The organism is Streptomyces filipinensis, assembly GCF_014649495.1.
GTDB classification, from domain to species: Bacteria; Actinomycetota; Actinomycetes; order Streptomycetales; family Streptomycetaceae; genus Streptomyces; species Streptomyces filipinensis.
Genome location: NZ_BMTD01000018.1, coordinates 122,229 through 137,601, shown reverse-complemented (window position 1 = coordinate 137,601; position 15,373 = coordinate 122,229). Strand labels below are relative to the sequence as shown.

The window sequence follows — 15,373 nt, the reverse complement described above, 5'->3', positions numbered from 1 at the left end:
GGCCGCCGGTCCGGCAGGACGCACCCCGGACGTCACCACACGCGCACCGACGCCCCCCGCGCGAACACCGGACTGGTCGCGTCCGCCGGGGGTTTCGTCAGGGGTTCGGCGAGCTCGGCCGCCGTGGGGCCCACCTTCGCCGCTATGGGGTCCAGGAGGGCGAGGTCGAAGCCGTAGACGCGGGCCGCGTTGCCGCCCAGCATGGCCGCGAGCTCGTCGCGGGGGACGCCCGGGTAGGCGAAGCGGAGCGCCTCGCGGGTGTAGGGGTGGGTCCCCTCGTCGTGCGGGTAGTCGCTGCCCCACATGATCTTGTCGACGCCGATGCGGTCGCGCAGCGGCACCTCGTGCGGGCGCATGAAGCTGGCGCCGACGAAGCAGTTGTCCCGCCAGACCCGGGAGGGCGGCGCGCCCATGCCGTCGGCGAGACCGGCGCCGAACTTGGCCTCGGCCGTGTCCGCCTTCGTGGCCGCGGCGACCAGGCGGCCGTGGTAGTAGTCCAGCATGCCGAGCACTCCGGGGATCCAGCCGGAGCCCTGTTCGGTCAGGACCAGTCTCAGGTCCGGGTGACGGCGGAAGGCGCCGCCGAACACCAGGTGCCACAGGGCCCGGTGGGAGAACCAGGTCGTCTCCACCATGAACACCGCGCGGGCGGCCGGTTCCTCGCCGAGCGGCGGGGAGGCCGAGCCGGCGTGGTGGTTGACGGGGAGGCCGAGTTCCGCGCAGGCGGCCCAGATCGGGTCGTACGTGCGCGAGTACAGCTCGGGCAGGCCGGAGCCGGGCGGGGTGCCGGGCAGCATCAGGCCGCCCTTCAGGCCCGCCGCCGCGGCCCGGCGGATCTCCTTGACCGCCTGTTCGACGTCGCCGAGCAGGATCTGGAAGACGCCGGCCCGGCGGCCCGGCGTGGCCGCGCAGAAGTCCGCGAGCCAGCGGTTGTGGGCGCGCAGCCCGGCCCAGCGCCGCTCGAAGTCCTCGGCGGTCGGCGGCGGGGCCATCAGCGAGCCGGACGGGAAGAACGGCGGGATGGTGTTCGGGAAGATCACCTCTGCCACGATCCCGTCCGCCTCCAGCTCCGCGAGGCGCCGCTCGGAGTTCCAGTTGCGGTCGGCGGCGTCGGCCAGCAGGTCCTCGTAGGGGTTGACGTAGGTGGCCGCCCAGAGGTCGAAGTCGTCGTGGTACCGCTTCTCCAGGTACGGCTTGTAGTCCAGGAGATCGGCTCCCGCATGGCAGTCGGCGGAGATCACCGTGTACCGGTCGCTCATCGCGTCACCCCCAGCACGGGGAAGTCGTGGTCGGTCAGCCAGTGCCGGCCCACCTCGCGCGAACGCGACCAGGACGCCTCGACGGCCGCCTGGTCGGCCGGCTGACCGAGCTCGGCGGGGGTCGGGCCGATACGGCGGGCGAGCGGCGTCAGCTTCTGGACGTCGAAGCCGAAGACCCGCGCCGCCGCGAGGCCCAGCATGCGGCGGGTCTCGCCCACCGGGATGTCGTGGAAGGTACGGCGCAGCCACGCGCGCGTGTCGGGCCAGGTGCCCTCGGGGTGCGGGAAGTCGCTGCCCCAGAGGATGTTGTCGACACCGATCTCGTACCGCTGGGCCAGCTCCCGCCGCTTGGTGTTGGTGGCGCAGACGAACACCTGCCGGTCGAGGTACTCGTGCGGCGGACGCTTCAGCTCCTCGAACGGCGAGAGCTTCTTGCCGCCGTGCGCGCCGAGATAGAGGCGGTCCATGAACCAGAGCAGGTTCGGCAGCCACCAGCAGCCGGACTCGGCGACCCCGAAGCGCAGGCCCGGGTGGCGTTCGAAGACCCCGGACCACAGCAGGAACCACAGCGGCCGGGCCGGCCACCAGGTCACCTCGCTCACATAGATGCCGAGGTGGTCGCCGTACTCCTCGCGCGGGGCGGCCCCGGAGTGGGTGAGCACCGGCATGCCGCACTCGGCGGCGGCCGCCCAGACGGGGTCGTAGCGGCGGTCGTGGTACGGCTCCCCGCCGGCCCACATGGCCGGGATCAGCAACGCGCCGAGGCCTGACGCGCGGGCCCGCCGGACCTCGGCGACGACCTGGTCGACGGGGGCCGTCACCGGCAACAGGGCGACGCCGCAGTGCCGTTCGGGGTGTTCGGAGACGAAGTCCGCGAGCCAGCGGTTGTGCGCCCGCGCGCCCGCCATGCCCAGGTCCGGGTCCTGGTCGCCCGAGAGGCCGAGGCCCACGCCGAAGGGGGCGGCGGTGCGGCTGTCCACGGCGTCGGCGTCCGGGAAGACCACCTCGGCGGCCACGCCGTCCCCGTCCAGCTCCTTCAGGCGCTGTGCGGTGTCCCAGCCGCCGCGTAGACCCTCCTCGTGGTCGCGGAACCACCGGTCGGCGAACGCCTCGTTGCGGATGCCGAGCCGGGTCATCTCCTCGCGGCGCCGTTCGCGGCCCGCGAGGAACTCGTCGAAGTCCCGGTGGAAACGGGTCTCCAGGTAGGGCCGGTACTGCTCGCTGGGCAGCCCGGCGTGGCAGTCGGAGGAGATGATCAGGTACGGGTCGTCGCGGCCGGCAGCAGCCTCGGTCACGGGAACCCCCTCTCAGTCCAGAACGAAGCGTTCGAGGTACGACGGGTTCGCCCGGTCCAGCATCGACCGGGACCGCGCGCGGATCTGGGCGTCGCTGTGCTCGCTCGCCGGCAGCAGCCAGAAGCGGTCCGCCCGGATACCGGACACGACGAGCTCGGCGACCTGCTCGACGGGGGTGAAGCGGACCTCCTGGCCGGCCGCGCGCATCGCCGCCTCCCACTGGTCGAGGCTGCGGTACGGGGTTTTGCGCGGGCGTTGCTTGGCGTAGCGGGCGGGGCGGTTGCGGTGCGACTCCCACAGGCCGGTGCGCAGCATGTGCGGGCCCGGGAAGAGCACCGAGGCACCCACGCGCGCGTGCTCGGCCTTCAGATGCGCGTACAGGGACTCGGTCAGGGTGACCACGGCCGCCTTGGTGACCGCGTACACGGAGGCGGTCGGCAGCGGTGCTATGCCGCCGTCGGCGGAGGATGTATTGACCACATGACCGGGTTGACCCGCCTTGATCATCCTGGGGACGAAGGCCTGGACGCCGTGGAAGACGCCCCACACGTTGACGGCGAAGGCCCACCGCCAGTCGTTCGGGTCGTGCTCCCACATCCGGCCCTCGGCGCCCGAGCCGACGCCCGCGTTGTTGCACAGGACGTGCACGGCGCCGTAGGTGTCGTAGGCCGCCTCGGCCAGCTCGACGACCTGGGCGCGTTCGCCGACGTCGACCACGCGCGCGTGCACGTCGGCACCCTCGGCGCGCAGGCCGGCCGCGGCCTTGCCGAGTGCGGCCTCCTCCACGTCGGCGAGGACCACCTTCAGGCCCTCGGCGGCGAACCGGCGGGCCATCGCGAGCCCGATCCCGCTCGCGGCACCGGTGACGACGGCGACCTGTCCGGCTTCGAGGTCCATCAGCTGCCCCCTTCGGGCGGCGCGTCGAGGAGCTGCAGCGGATCGTCGTAGCGCTGGTGGACGTACGGAAGCAGCGCCCGGGCGTCGACCCGTTCGACGACGCGGCCGCTCTGGTCGCTGGTCTTCTCGCCGAGGGTGATCTCTCGCAGCCGCAGCACCGGGAGGTCGGCCACGGGGTCGTACGCCGACTCACGCAGGACGACCTCTCCGGTGACGCGCTCCAGCCGGCGCACCTTCTCCCGGCGCACGCAGTGCACCAGCACGGGGCCGGTGTCGAGGCCGGAACCGTCCACGGCGGGGAGGAACTTGAAGTAGAAATCGGTCCTGCGGGCCGGCTCCGGCAGGGGCAGTTCACTGTCGACCGTGCCGCGCACCTCGACGAACGCGATGCCGTGCCGGGCCAGGGCCGCGCGCAGGCCGCTCCCGTCCCGCTCCACGGTCACCTCGCCGAGTTTCTTGGGCTCGCCGAAGACCTCGCGCCCGCCGGTGAGGGCACGTTCCTGGGTCATCGGCATGACGAGCGGGTACCAGCCCTCGACCGCGCCGTGTGCGGCGGCCACCGCGAACGAGCCCGCGCCGAGCGGGGGTCCGGGCAGGCCGACCTTGCTGACGGTCACCCGGACGAGTGGGCTTCCGGTGGGTTTCAGGGGTGGTGGCAGGACCGCGGCGACCGCGTCCGGGTCGGTCTCCCAGACGGCCACCACGCCGGTGGACCAGATGTCGGGGAGCCGCGCGCCGGCGGTGCGCGTCGCGGCGATCTCCTTCTCGGTCCGTGCGCCGTACCGTACGCGTGCCATACGCCGTACCGCCCTTCTTCTGACGGACCGTCACCTGTAACACAGTTACAGCAGACCTCGTCCGGGGTAAAGACACGCGTACGGACGGGCGTGGGGGGCATCGTGGCGAGCAGGGCGGTGAGGGCGGCGCTGAGCCGGGACGCGGTGCTGGAGGCCGCCGCGGGGCTGGTCAGGGAGCACGGCGCGGAGGCGCTCACCATGCGCAGGCTCGCCGCCGAGCTCGGCACCGCGGTGACGTCGATCTACTGGCACGTGGGCGGCCGGGAGGCGCTGCTGGACGCCCTGGTGGAGCGCACGGTGGCCGATCTCGGCGAGGTCCGCCCGTCCGGGCACACACCCGAGCAGCGTGTGGTCTGTATCGCCCGGGAGCTGCGCCGCCGGCTGCGTGACCACCCGCATCTGGTGGCCCTGGTGCACGAACGGGGCCTGACCGAGCGCATGTTCCTGCCCGCGCAGCAGGTCCTGGTGTGCGAGGCGCACGCGGCCGGGCTGCGCGGCGCGCGGGCCGCCGAGTTCGTCCGCGCGGTGCAGTTCCAGGTCGTCGGCCATGTGCTGGTGGAGCGCAACCGCGAGCGGGCCCCGGCCCAGCACCCCGGCGAGGACGAGCTGTGGCGTGGCGTCACCGCCGGGGACGACCCGGCGCTGGCGCGTGCGCTGGCCCGCCCGGTGGACACCGAGCGGCTGTTCGTGACGGCGGTACGCGCGCTGGTGCGGTCGCTGCTGGCACCGGAGGAGCTCCCACCCGGCCGTCCGCCCGGCCCGGCCGGGTGAGAAGCACGGGCGGGCACGCGGGTGTACGAGCGGCGGACACGCGCGTGTACGCGCTTCGAGCACGCGGGTGTACGAGCTTCGAGCGGCCGAGCGGCTTCGCGGACCTGCGGGCGGCACCTGTGGCACCGGACTGTCAGTCGTGGCCCGTATCCTCAGTGACCATGCTCGAAGACCGTGCGACCGCAGTGTCCTCCCCCACCCAGTGGCCGGCCGTGTATCCGAAGGGATACGCGGTCGTTGACGTGGAGACCACCGGCCTGGCCCGGGACGACCGGATCATCTCGGCGGCCGTCTACCGGCTGGACGAGCGCGGCGAGGTCGAGGACCACTGGTACACGCTGGTCAACCCGGAGCGCGATCCGGGGCCCGTGTGGATACACGGCCTGACGAGCGAGGTGCTGGAAGGGGCGCCGCTGTTCGCGGACGTCGCCGAGGAGTTCGCGGCCCGGCTGGACGGCCGGGTGCTGGTCGCGCACAACGCCGTCTTCGACTGGCAGATGATCGCGCGGGAGTACGCGCGTGCGCGGCGCGAGGCTCCGGTGCGTCAGCGGCTGTGCACGATCGCGCTGTCCAAGGAGCTGGGGCTGCCGCTGCCCAACTTCAAGCTGGAGTCGCTGGCGGCGCACTACGGGGTCGTACAGCAGCGGGCGCACCACGCGCTGGACGACGCGCGCGTGCTGGCGGAGGCCTTCCGGCCCAGCCTGCGGGCCGCGGCGGCGGGCGGCCTACGACTGCCGCTGCTGGAGTGCCGGCCGCTGACGGAGTGGTCGGACCGTCCGGTGCCCCGGCAGTCGACCGGCGGACCAGGTGGCTACGGCGGCTACCGGCAGAGCAGTTGGCGCCCTTCCCGTAAAAGGCCCGCATGCCCCTATCCCAACCCGGGTCGCTACGAAGACGGCAAACACCTCAAACAGGGCATGCGAGTGGCGTTCTCCGGAGACACCTCCACCGACCGCGAACTGCTGGAGGACCGGGCCACCGAGGCCGGCCTGCATGTGGCGTCCAGCATCTCCCGGCTGACCAGCCTGCTGGTGACCAACGACCCGGACTCGGGCACGTCCAAGGTGGTCAAGGCGCGCCAGTTCGGTACGCCGATCGTCGACGAGGCCGCGTTCGGGCAGCTGCTGCGGGACGTGGAGCCCGCCGACGGGTGATCGTACGGATGAGTGATTGGCACACGACTCACCCGGAACCCGCTCGCCCTCGTCCCGGCGACGGCCCACCCTGTGGCGCATGGCGAAATGTGAAGTCTGCGGCAATGACTACGGAATGACCTTCGAGGTCCACGCACAGGGCGCTGTGCATGTGTTCGACTGCTTCTCCTGTGCGATCCACCGCATGGCCCCCATCTGCGAGCACTGCCGGGTGCAGATCATCGGCCAGGGCGTGGAGGCCGACGGCAAGTGGTTCTGCGGCGCGCACTGCGCCCGGGCCGACGGAAAGACGGGCATCGTCGACCGGGTGTGACCCGGTACCCGCCCGAATGCACCCCACGGCTCGGAGGTACCGTCGTGGGGTGCACCGCTACCGCTTCCTGTTGTCCCGCCAGTGGGTCATCCTCACGCTCGTCGCGATCGCGCTGATCCCGACGATGATCAGGCTGGGCATCTGGCAGCACCACCGGTACCTGGAGCGCACCGCTCGCAACGACCTGGTCTCCTCGGCGCTGCACGCCGAGCCGGTCCCGGTCGAGCGGCTGTCCTCTCCCGGGCACGCCGTGACCCGCACCGAGAAGTACCGCACGGTCACCGCGACCGGCACCTTCGACACCGCCAGGGAGGTCGTGGTCCGGCGCCGGACCAACTCCGACGGCGAGGTCGGCTTCCACGTGCTCACGCCGTTCGTCCTCGCCGACGGCAGGGTGCTGCTCGTCAACCGCGGCTGGATCCCCGCCAACGGGGTGCAGACCGCCTTCCCGAAGATCCCCGCACCGCCGGCCGGCCGCACCACCGTCACCGGGCGGCTGATGGCCGACGAGACCACCGCGGCCAGCGGCATCAAGAACGTCAAAGGCCTCCCCGACCGGCAGATCATGCTGATCAACAGCGCGGAGGAGGCGCACCGGCTCGGCGCGCAGGTGCTCGGCGGCTATGTCGAGCAGACGGCGCCGACGCCCAGGGACGGCTCCCCGGAGCAGATCTCCGACCCGGGCAGCGAGGACGCCCCGCTGAACTACGCGTACATGATCCAGTGGTGGCTGTTCGCCGCGGCCGTCCCGGTCGGCTGGTGGTGCCTGGTCCGCCGGGAGATCCGCGACCGGCAGGAGGCCTCGGCGGAGGCGAAGCCGGAGGAGACGGAACCGGCAGCGGTGTGACCCGGGCCTGACCCGGACGGTCTCACTCCTCAGGCGCACCACCTGATTGGCCCCGGCGTCCGCCGGGAAGCCGCACCCCGTGGACCCGCGCATCGAGGACTACGCCCTCATCGGTGACGAGCAGACCGCCGCGCTGGTCGGCCGCGACGGCTCGATCGACTGGCTGTGCCTGCCGCGCTTCGACTCCGGCGCCTGCTTCGCGAAGCTGCTGGGCGACGGGAACCACGGCTACTGGCGGATCGCCCCGCGGGGAGCGGACACCTGCGCCCGCCGCGCCTACCGCTCCGACACCCTCGTCCTCGACACCGAGTGGGAGACCACCGACGGCACGGTCCGCGTCACCGACCTGATGCCGCAGCGCGACCGCGCCCCCGACGTCGTACGGATCGCCGAAGGCGTCCGTGGCCGGGTCACCGTCCGCAGCACCCTCCGCCTCCGCTTCGACTACGGCTCGATCATGCCGTGGGTGCGCCGCTCGGACGGGCACCGGGTGGCCGTCGCGGGCCCGGACTCGGTCTGGCTGCGCTCCGAACCGGCCGTGCGGACCTGGGGCGAGGACTACGGCACCCATGCCGAGTTCACCCTCGGCGAGGGCGACCGGGTCGCGTTCGTGCTCACCTGGCACCCCTCGCACGAGCGCCGGCCGCCGCTCACCGACCCCTACGAGGCCCTGGAGAGCAGCGTCACCGACTGGCGGCGCTGGGCCCGGGAGTGCCGCTACGACGGCCCGTACCGGGACCTGGTCGTGCGGTCCCTAATCACGTTGAAGGCCCTCACCTACGCCCCGACCGGCGGGATCGTCGCCGCGGCCACCACCTCGCTGCCCGAGCGGCCCGGCGGCGTGCGCAACTGGGACTACCGGTACTGCTGGCTGCGCGACTCCACCCTCACCCTCGGCGCGCTGCTCACCGCGGGCTACCACAACGAGGCCGAGGCCTGGCGCGACTGGCTGCTGCGCGCGGTCGCGGGCGACCCGGCCGATCTGCAGATCATGTACGGCGTCGCGGGCGAGCGGCGGCTGCCGGAGCGGGAACTGCCCTGGCTGCCCGGCTTCGCCCGCTCCTGTCCCGTACGCATCGGCAACGGCGCCGTCGACCAGCTCCAGCTCGACGTGTACGGCGAGGTGATGGACTCGCTGTCGCTGGCCCGCGCGTCGGGCCTGCCGACCCGGCCGCACATGTGGGCCATCCAGCGCGCGCTGATGCAGTTCCTGGCGGCGGCGTGGCGGCAGCCGGACGAGGGCCTGTGGGAGGTGCGCGGCGGCCGGCGCCAGTTCGTGCACTCCAAGGTGATGGTGTGGGTGGCGGCCGACCGGGCCGTGCGGACGCTGGAGCAGCACAAGGAGCTGGACGGCGACCTGGAGGGCTGGCGAGGCCTGCGCGACGAGGTCCACCGGGAGGTGTGCGAGAAGGGCTTCGACCCCGAGCGCGCCACCTTCACGCAGTGCTACGGCTCCCGGGAACTCGACGCGGCGCTGCTGCTCATCCCGCGCGTCGGCTTCCTGCCGGCCGACGACCCGCGGGTGATCGGCACGGTCGACGCGATCCGCGACGGCCTCGGGCACGGCGGCTTCCTGCGCCGGTACGACACCGGGGACTCGGTGGTCGACGGGCTGCCGAGCGGCGAGGGCGCCTTCCTGGCCTGCTCGTTCTGGCTGGCCGACGCGCTGCACATGACCGGCCGGACGAAGGAGGCGCGGGAACTGTTCGACCGTCTGGTGGGCCTGGTCAACGACGTGGGGCTGCTGGCCGAGGAGTACGACCCCGTCACCGGCCGCCAGCTGGGCAACTTCCCGCAGGCGTTCAGCCACATCGGGCTGGTGAACACCGCCCTGACGCTGTTCGGGGACGACGAGGCAGGATAGGGGCCATGGATCTTGGACTGAAGGACCGGGTGTACGTCGTCACCGGGGCGACCCGCGGGCTGGGCAACGCCGCCGCGCGGGAACTCGTCGCCGACGGGGCGAAGGTCGTGATCAGCGGCCGGGACGGGAAGCGGGTGGCCGACGCCGCCGCCGAACTGGGCCCGAACGCGGTCGGCGTGGCCGTGGACAACGCCGACGCGCAGGCTCCGGAGCGGCTGATCGCGGCCGCGCGTACGCACTTCGGCGGCTTCCACGGCGTGCTGGTCAGCGTGGGCGGCCCGGCGCCGGGGTTCGTCGCGGACAACACCGACGAGCAGTGGCGGAACGCGTTCGAGTCGGTGTTCCTCGGCGCGGTGCGGGTCGCTCGCGCGGCGGCGGCCGAACTGGAGCCCGGCGGGGTCATCGGGTTCGTGCTGTCGGCGTCGGTGCACGAGCCCATTCCGGGGCTGACCATCTCCAACGGGCTGCGGCCGGGACTCGCCGGGTTCGCCAAGTCCCTCGCCGACGAGCTGGGGCCGCGGGGGATCCGGGTGCTGGGGCTGCTGCCGTCGCGTATCGACACGGATCGCGTGCGCGAGCTCGACGGGCTGTCCGCCGACCCGGAGGCCACCCGGGCCGCGAACGAGTCGCGGATCCCGCTGCGGCGGTACGGGGCGCCGGAGGAGTTCGGGCGGGTCGCGGCCTTCATGCTGTCTCCGGCCGCTTCCTATCTGAGCGGGGTCATGTTGCCCGTGGACGGGGGTATGCGGCACGGGTTCTGAGTGCCGGTCGGGGGCGGGCTGCTCGCGCCCACGCGGCGGAGCCGCCGATCGAGACGGCCCCGCCCGCCTGGCGGGCCGGCTCCCCGCCCGCCGTCAAACGACCCTCTCCGCGCGGTGCTTGACGGCCCTCAGCCGTACCTCCGCCGCAAGCGACGCCAGGCCCGCCGACCGGTGTTGCGTGGGTCAGGGCCCGGGTCGTGAACTCGGTCAGGGCCGCCGCCGGGTCCGTCCCCGGCTCCGGTTGGAGCCGGACCCCCGCCACGGGTGCCGTACCGCGGCCCCGCAGCCGGACCTCGGCGTGGGTCACGCCCCGCTGCCGGACGGCGTCCTGGGCCAGGGCCGGCTCCAGGGCCCCGGCGCGCAGGAGGGCGTACGCGCCGTCGCCGGTGTCGATCAGGACCTCGGTCAGCCGCCGGCGGCGCAGGATCGTCGTGAGCGAGCCAGGGCGAGCAGGACCACGACGGCCAGGCCGCCGAGGACCGAGGGCCACCACCAGGCGGTGCCCCGCCAGCGGGTGCGTTCGGCCTGGGTGGGCAGGACGTGCGCGTGGAGCTGGCGACCGGCACGGACCACCGGGCCGTGGACGTGGCCCGGCGGGTGCGCGCCGCCGTGAGGGACGCACTGGCGGACAGGCCCACCGTGGCCGTCGCGATCACGGCGGTCGGCTGACGGGCCCGCCCGCTTGGGCAGTCCCCTCTATTCGCCGACGCCGGCCAGGTCCCGCAGTCGCCGGGCCTGAGCGGCACGCTCGGCCGCGCGCTGTTCGTCGTACGTACGATCGGCGGCGCCACGGAGCAACGCCTTGGTCTCCACGACGGCATCGCGCGGCGCGCCCAGCAGCGCCGACGCCAAGTCCCGTACCGCGTCGTCCAGTTGGTCCCCGGGCACGGCGACGTTGGCCAGCCCCGACGCCACCGCCTCCGCCGCCCCGACGAATCGTCCGGTGGCGCAGATCTCAAGCGCGCGGGCGTACCCGACGAGACCGACCAGCGGGTGCGTGCCGGTCAGGTCGGGTACGAGACCGAGACTGGTCTCACGCATGGCGAACTGCACGTCGTCCGCGACGACCCGCAGATCGCAGCCGAGCGCGAGCTGGAAACCGGCCCCGATGGCGTGTCCTTGGACGGCGGCGATGGACACGATGTCGTTCCGCCGCCACCAGGTGAACGCCTCCTGGAACTCGGCGATGGTCGCGTCGAGCCCGGCGTCGTCACGGCGCGCGAGTTCGATGAAGGACGGCTCGCCCGGGATCCCCTCCGGGGTGAACATCTGCCGGTCCAGTCCGGCGGAGAAGGACCTGCCCTCGCCACGCAGCACCACGACACGGACGGAGCCCGGCAGCAGCCGCCCGGCCTCGGTGAGCGCCCGCCACAGGGCGGGGCTCTGCGCGTTGCGCTTGGCCGGGTTGGTCAGCGTCACCGTGGCGAGCGTGTCGTCGACGGTGAGCCGTACGCCGTCCTTGTCGAGTACAGGAGCGAGGTCCTGGTCGGGCGAAGCCATGGGGCGCCTCCGATGGGTGCGGTCATCACGCAGTGCCGTTACGGCATGCTAAGTGACTGCACAGTAACCACCCGGTCGATCAGAATGCCGACCGGGTGGCCACCATCGAAGCCGATGGGCCGCCCGGAGTCAGGACGATGCGGCCTTCTTGCCCCGGGTCGCTCCGCCACGCCCACGGAGCGTGACGCCCGACTCGCTGAGCATCCGGTGCACGAAGCCATACGAGCGGCCGGTCTCCTCGGCCAGCGCCCGGATGCTCGCACCGGAGTCGTACTTCTTCTTCAGGTCTGCCGCGAGCTTGTCGCGCGCGGCGCCGGTCACCCGGCTGCCCTTCTTCAGAGTCTCGGCCACCCGTGCCTCCTCATGGGAAGTGCGCTCTGGTCTCCTCATGATCACCCCTCTTGGGCGTGATGGCCACCCATTCGGCAAGGTCCGTGAGACATCGTTGTGACGACAGGAGCTCATCCCCACAAGCGGAATACTCAATTCCAAGGGGTGGTGTCCGGAGGGCCGAACGGGTGGATTCGCGAAGTGCCAGGTCAGCGACGCGAAGCGGCCGATCCCTTGGCACGCAGGGGATCGGCCGGGAAATCCGTGTACGACACACCCCGATACGAGGAGATCTCACACAGATGATGGATCACGGATCGGCCGAATGATCCATACCCAGTGGATCAATCGGGATCAGCAGGAATCAGCCGGGATCAGGGTCTCGATCGCGCCAGGGCGACGCGTGCCTCACGCCAGGGCGACGAGATCCGCGTAGTCGGAGCCCCACAGGTCCTCGACGCCGTCGGGCAGCAGGATGATCCGCTCGGGCTGGAGCGCCTCGACGGCACCCTCGTCGTGGGTGACGAGGACGACCGCGCCCTTGTAGGTGCGCAGGGCGCCGAGGATCTCCTCGCGGCTGGCGGGGTCCAGGTTGTTGGTGGGCTCGTCCAGGAGCAGCACGTTCGCCGAGGAGACGACCAGGGTGGCCAGGGCGAGACGGGTCTTCTCGCCGCCGGAGAGGACACCGGCCGGCTTGTCCACGTCGTCACCGGAGAACAGGAACGAACCGAGCACCTTGCGGACCTCGACCAGGTCCATGTCGGGAGCGGCCGAGCGCATGTTCTCCAGGACCGTGCGGTCGGGGTCCAGGGTCTCGTGCTCCTGGGCGTAGTAGCCGAGCTTGAGCCCGTGGCCGGGGACGACCTCGCCGGTGTCGGGCTGCTCCACCCCACCGAGCAGACGCAGCAGGGTGGTCTTGCCGGCGCCGTTGAGCCCGAGGATGACGACCCTGGAGCCCTTGTCGATGGCCAGGTCGACGTCGGTGAAGATCTCCAGGGAGCCGTACGACTTCGACAGGCCCTCGGCCATCAGCGGGGTCTTGCCACAGGACGCGGGCTCCGGGAAGCGGAGCTTGGCGACCTTGTCGGACTGGCGGACCGCCTCCAGCCCGGAGAGCAGCTTGTCCGCGCGGCGGGCCATGTTCTGCGCGGCGACCGTCTTGGTCGCCTTGGCGCGCATCTTGTCGGCCTGCGCGTTGAGCGCGGCGGCCTTCTTCTCGGCGTTGGCGCGCTCGCGCTTGCGGCGCTTCTCGTCGGCCTCGCGCTGCTGCTGGTAGAGCTTCCAGCCCATGTTGTAGACGTCGATCATGGACCGGTTGGCGTCCAGGTAGAACACCTTGTTGACGACCGTCTCGACCAGGTCGACGTCGTGGGAGATCACGATGAAGCCGCCGCGGTAGGTCTTCAGGTAGTCCCGCAGCCAGATGATCGAGTCCGCGTCGAGGTGGTTGGTCGGCTCGTCCAGGAGCAGCGTGTCCGCGTCGGAGAACAGGATCCGGGCCAGCTCGATACGACGGCGCTGACCACCGGAGAGGGTGTGCAGCGGCTGGCCGAGCACCCGGTCGGGCAGGTTCAGCGCGGCGGCGATGGTGGCGGCCTCGGCCTCGGCGGCGTATCCGCCCTTGGTGAGGAACTCCGTCTCCTGGCGCTCGTACTGCTTGAGGGCCTTCTCGCGGGTGCCGCCCTTGCCGCTCGCGATGCGCTCCTCGTTCTCGCGCATCTTGCGGATCAGTACGTCGAGCCCGCGCGCGGACAGGATGCGGTCCCGGGCGAGGACGTCCAGGTCGCCGGTACGGGGGTCCTGCGGGAGGTAGCCGACCTCGCCGGAGCGGGTGATCTGGCCGGCGGCGGGGATGCCCTCACCGGCCAGGCACTTGGTGAGGGTGGTCTTGCCGGCGCCGTTGCGGCCGACGAGTCCGATGCGGTCGCCCTTCGCGACACGGAAGGTGGCGTTCTCGATGAGGACGCGCGCACCGGCGCGCAGCTCGATACCGGAGGCGGAGATCACGGACAGACTCCAGGGCGTACAGGGATTGGCGGGTGGGCGGCTGAGGACGTTCCCGCCGTCTAATGCGCGAGGAGAATGGCCATGGGATAAGTCTAACGGGGCCATGCAAGCGGTTTTTCTACGTCCGCGCGTTCGGCCCCCGCCGCCTGGGGCCGTTGCCGAGCGGCGTGCGGTCCGGGGTGATCCGCCCGAGATCGTCCAGCGCCACGAGCTGCCCGGTCCAGGCGCCCCGCGCGCAGGGCTGGGCGATCAGCAGGGCCGTGCCGCGCCGTACGGCGCCCTCGGGCCGGAACGCGCAGCTCGTGCGGGCGGGCAGCAGCCAGCGCAGATCGCCGTCGGCGAGACGGTACGCGGAGACGCGGTGCGGGGTGACGACCGCGAGGATGCCCCGGCCGAGGGGGCGCAGCACTCCGGTGCCGCCCTGGCCCGGCAGCCACTCGGCCGCGTCGGGCAGCGCGCGGTGCCAGCGCACCGAGCGGCCGTCGGTGCCGGTGAGCAGCCCGTCGTCCCACAGCGCGACCGCCTGCCCGCCCGTGGTCAGCACGGCGACCGGCCGGCGGCCCACGCGCGCGTACCGCCAGCGCGGCGCCCCGCTGCGGGTGTCGTAGGCGACCACCTCGGCTCCCCGCGCCCGGGAGGTCCACGCACCGGCCGCCGCCGGCCGCTCCCCGTGCACGGCCGGCACGAAACGGTCCCCGTACGGGACGGACCGCACGTGATGAGCGGCACCCAGCAGACCGACGGCGAGGAGAACGCCGGCGAGGAGGGGGAGAACGCGGCGCACGCGCGCGGTGCCGCGGTGGGGGGTCGCGGGCGGTGCCGGGCGTGGGGTCGTGCTCGACGGGGCGCGGGGGACGGCGCGGCGGACGGGCGTGGTGTGGGGTGGGTGGTGGGCGGGTGGTGGGGTGGCCACCTGCGTCCCCCTTCGGTGTCCTCGGCCGCGGATCAGGCGCAGAGCGTAGTCGCGGGCGGCGGGACGGGGGCCGGTGGCGGGGCGGGCGGGGCGGGAAGTCGCCCGTTCGAGTGGCGGTCCGGCGGTGCCGCGGGCCCGGTGGTTCGGCGCCGCGGACAGGCACCAGGGGAGGTGGGGCAGCGCGTCACGTTCCGCTGAGGCGTTGTCAGTGGCGGCTGCGAGACTGGGCAAGGCGCCACGGAACCGACGCACGAAGGAGTGATCGGCATGGCAGGTACGGGCGGCGGACGGCCGAGCCTCTACCCCACGGTGCTGTACGCGGACGCCAAGGCCGCGATACGGCAGCTCACGGAGGCCCTCGGCTTCACCGAGCTGTCGGTGTACGAGACGGAGGACGGCAAGGTGATGCACGCCGAACTGGTCCAGGGCAACGGCGCGGTGATGATCGGCTCCAAAGGACGGGGCGGCCTGTTCGACACGGCGATGAAGGACGCGGGACCCGCCGGGGTGTACGTCGTCGTGGACGACGTGGACGCCCACCACCAGCGGGCCCTGGAGCACGGCGTGGAGATCCTGATGCCTCCGACGGACCAGGACTACGGCTCGCGGGACTACATGGCCCGTGACGCCGAGGGCAACATCTGGAGCTTCGGTACGTACGCGCC

General features: G+C 72.5%; 16 protein-coding genes and 1 pseudogene. 8 read left to right on the top strand and 9 right to left on the bottom strand.

What is annotated here, in order from left to right:
• Nucleotides 1–32 precede the first annotated feature (32 nt).
• Genes IE244_RS32250 through IE244_RS32235 form a run of 4 tightly spaced genes read right to left on the bottom strand, consistent with a single transcriptional unit; the run spans nt 33 to nt 4,248 of the window.
• Nucleotides 33–1,259, bottom strand: coding sequence for an amidohydrolase family protein (locus IE244_RS32250; protein ID WP_191877117.1), 1,227 nt, complete (start codon nt 1,257–1,259; stop codon nt 33–35).
• Nucleotides 1,256–2,554, bottom strand: coding sequence for an amidohydrolase family protein (locus tag IE244_RS32245; protein ID WP_191877116.1), 1,299 nt, complete (start codon nt 2,552–2,554; stop codon nt 1,256–1,258). The genes IE244_RS32250 and IE244_RS32245 overlap by 4 nt, the downstream gene beginning before the upstream one ends.
• 12 nt (nt 2,555–2,566) lie before the next feature.
• The gene (locus IE244_RS32240) at nt 2,567–3,451 is read right to left on the bottom strand and encodes an SDR family NAD(P)-dependent oxidoreductase (RefSeq protein ID WP_191877115.1); all 885 of its coding nucleotides are present in this window, start codon (nt 3,449–3,451) and stop codon (nt 2,567–2,569) included.
• Nucleotides 3,451–4,248, bottom strand: coding sequence for an acetoacetate decarboxylase family protein (locus IE244_RS32235; RefSeq protein WP_191877114.1), 798 nt, complete (start codon nt 4,246–4,248; stop codon nt 3,451–3,453). Before IE244_RS32235 ends, IE244_RS32240 begins: the two co-directional genes overlap by 1 nt.
• A gap of 90 nt (nt 4,249–4,338) precedes the next feature.
• Between IE244_RS32235 and IE244_RS32230 the strand changes: the two genes are divergently transcribed.
• From IE244_RS32230 to IE244_RS32205, 6 genes are all read left to right on the top strand, one after another.
• Nucleotides 4,339–5,019, top strand: a complete 681-nt coding sequence (locus tag IE244_RS32230) for a TetR/AcrR family transcriptional regulator (RefSeq protein WP_229854475.1) — start codon at nt 4,339–4,341, stop codon at nt 5,017–5,019.
• Between the two features lie 161 nt (nt 5,020–5,180).
• Nucleotides 5,181–6,173 carry a DEDDh family exonuclease gene (locus IE244_RS32225; protein ID WP_191877113.1) on the top strand — a complete coding sequence of 331 codons (993 nt, stop codon included), beginning with the start codon at nt 5,181–5,183 and terminating at the stop codon, nt 6,171–6,173.
• A gap of 79 nt (nt 6,174–6,252) precedes the next feature.
• Nucleotides 6,253–6,486, top strand: a complete 234-nt coding sequence (locus tag IE244_RS32220; RefSeq protein WP_191877112.1) for a metallothionein — start codon at nt 6,253–6,255, stop codon at nt 6,484–6,486.
• 49 nt (nt 6,487–6,535) lie between these two features.
• Nucleotides 6,536–7,333: an SURF1 family cytochrome oxidase biogenesis protein gene (locus IE244_RS32215; RefSeq protein ID WP_444545080.1), complete on the top strand. Its 798-nt coding sequence runs from the start codon at nt 6,536–6,538 to the stop codon at nt 7,331–7,333.
• Nucleotides 7,334–7,412: 79 nt separating this feature from the next.
• Nucleotides 7,413–9,197 carry a glycoside hydrolase family 15 protein gene (locus IE244_RS32210; protein WP_191877110.1) on the top strand — a complete coding sequence of 595 codons (1,785 nt, stop codon included), beginning with the start codon at nt 7,413–7,415 and terminating at the stop codon, nt 9,195–9,197.
• Between the two features lie 5 nt (nt 9,198–9,202).
• Nucleotides 9,203–9,958 (top strand): SDR family oxidoreductase, encoded by a 756-nt coding sequence (locus IE244_RS32205; RefSeq protein ID WP_191877109.1) that lies wholly within the window; start codon nt 9,203–9,205, stop codon nt 9,956–9,958.
• 93 nt (nt 9,959–10,051) lie between these two features.
• Here the strand turns inward: IE244_RS32205 and IE244_RS42395 are convergent.
• Nucleotides 10,052–10,498: pseudogene (locus IE244_RS42395) on the bottom strand (Asp23/Gls24 family envelope stress response protein); the annotation flags it as partial.
• 6 nt (nt 10,499–10,504) lie between these two features.
• Here IE244_RS42395 and IE244_RS32200 point away from each other — a divergent pair.
• Entirely contained in the window at nt 10,505–10,627 is a 123-nt protein-coding gene (locus tag IE244_RS32200) for a hypothetical protein (RefSeq protein ID WP_308436302.1), read from the top strand.
• Between the two features lie 27 nt (nt 10,628–10,654).
• On the opposite strand, the gene IE244_RS32195 is transcribed toward IE244_RS32200, so the two are convergent.
• The 4 genes from IE244_RS32195 to IE244_RS32180 form a co-directional block, all read right to left on the bottom strand.
• Nucleotides 10,655–11,458, bottom strand: a complete 804-nt coding sequence (locus tag IE244_RS32195; RefSeq protein WP_191877108.1) for an enoyl-CoA hydratase/isomerase family protein — start codon at nt 11,456–11,458, stop codon at nt 10,655–10,657.
• A gap of 129 nt (nt 11,459–11,587) precedes the next feature.
• A complete protein-coding gene (locus tag IE244_RS32190) occupies nt 11,588–11,809 on the bottom strand; it encodes a helix-turn-helix domain-containing protein (protein ID WP_004002281.1) in 222 nt (73 codons plus the stop codon).
• A 387-nt stretch (nt 11,810–12,196) separates the two neighbouring features.
• Nucleotides 12,197–13,795: an ABC-F family ATP-binding cassette domain-containing protein gene (locus IE244_RS32185; protein WP_191877107.1), complete on the bottom strand. Its 1,599-nt coding sequence runs from the start codon at nt 13,793–13,795 to the stop codon at nt 12,197–12,199.
• 118 nt (nt 13,796–13,913) lie between these two features.
• Nucleotides 13,914–14,708 carry a PQQ-binding-like beta-propeller repeat protein gene (locus tag IE244_RS32180; RefSeq protein ID WP_229854474.1) on the bottom strand — a complete coding sequence of 265 codons (795 nt, stop codon included), beginning with the start codon at nt 14,706–14,708 and terminating at the stop codon, nt 13,914–13,916.
• Between the two features lie 267 nt (nt 14,709–14,975).
• Between IE244_RS32180 and IE244_RS32175 the strand changes: the two genes are divergently transcribed.
• Nucleotides 14,976–15,373 (top strand): VOC family protein (locus tag IE244_RS32175; protein ID WP_191877152.1); only part of this gene is annotated, 398 nt, incomplete at its 3' end.

Coding starts and splice junctions, on each gene's coding strand:
- IE244_RS32225 (WP_191877113.1), top strand. CDS start 5,181: ATGCTCGAAGACCGTGCGACCGCAGTGTCCTCCCCCACCCAGTGGCCG.
- IE244_RS32235 (WP_191877114.1), bottom strand. CDS start 4,248: ATGGCACGCGTACGGTACGGCGCACGGACCGAGAAGGAGATCGCCGCG.
- IE244_RS32220 (WP_191877112.1), top strand. CDS start 6,253: ATGGCGAAATGTGAAGTCTGCGGCAATGACTACGGAATGACCTTCGAG.
- IE244_RS32205 (WP_191877109.1), top strand. CDS start 9,203: ATGGATCTTGGACTGAAGGACCGGGTGTACGTCGTCACCGGGGCGACC.
- IE244_RS32240 (WP_191877115.1), bottom strand. CDS start 3,451: ATGGACCTCGAAGCCGGACAGGTCGCCGTCGTCACCGGTGCCGCGAGC.
- IE244_RS32195 (WP_191877108.1), bottom strand. CDS start 11,458: ATGGCTTCGCCCGACCAGGACCTCGCTCCTGTACTCGACAAGGACGGC.
- IE244_RS32250 (WP_191877117.1), bottom strand. CDS start 1,259: ATGAGCGACCGGTACACGGTGATCTCCGCCGACTGCCATGCGGGAGCC.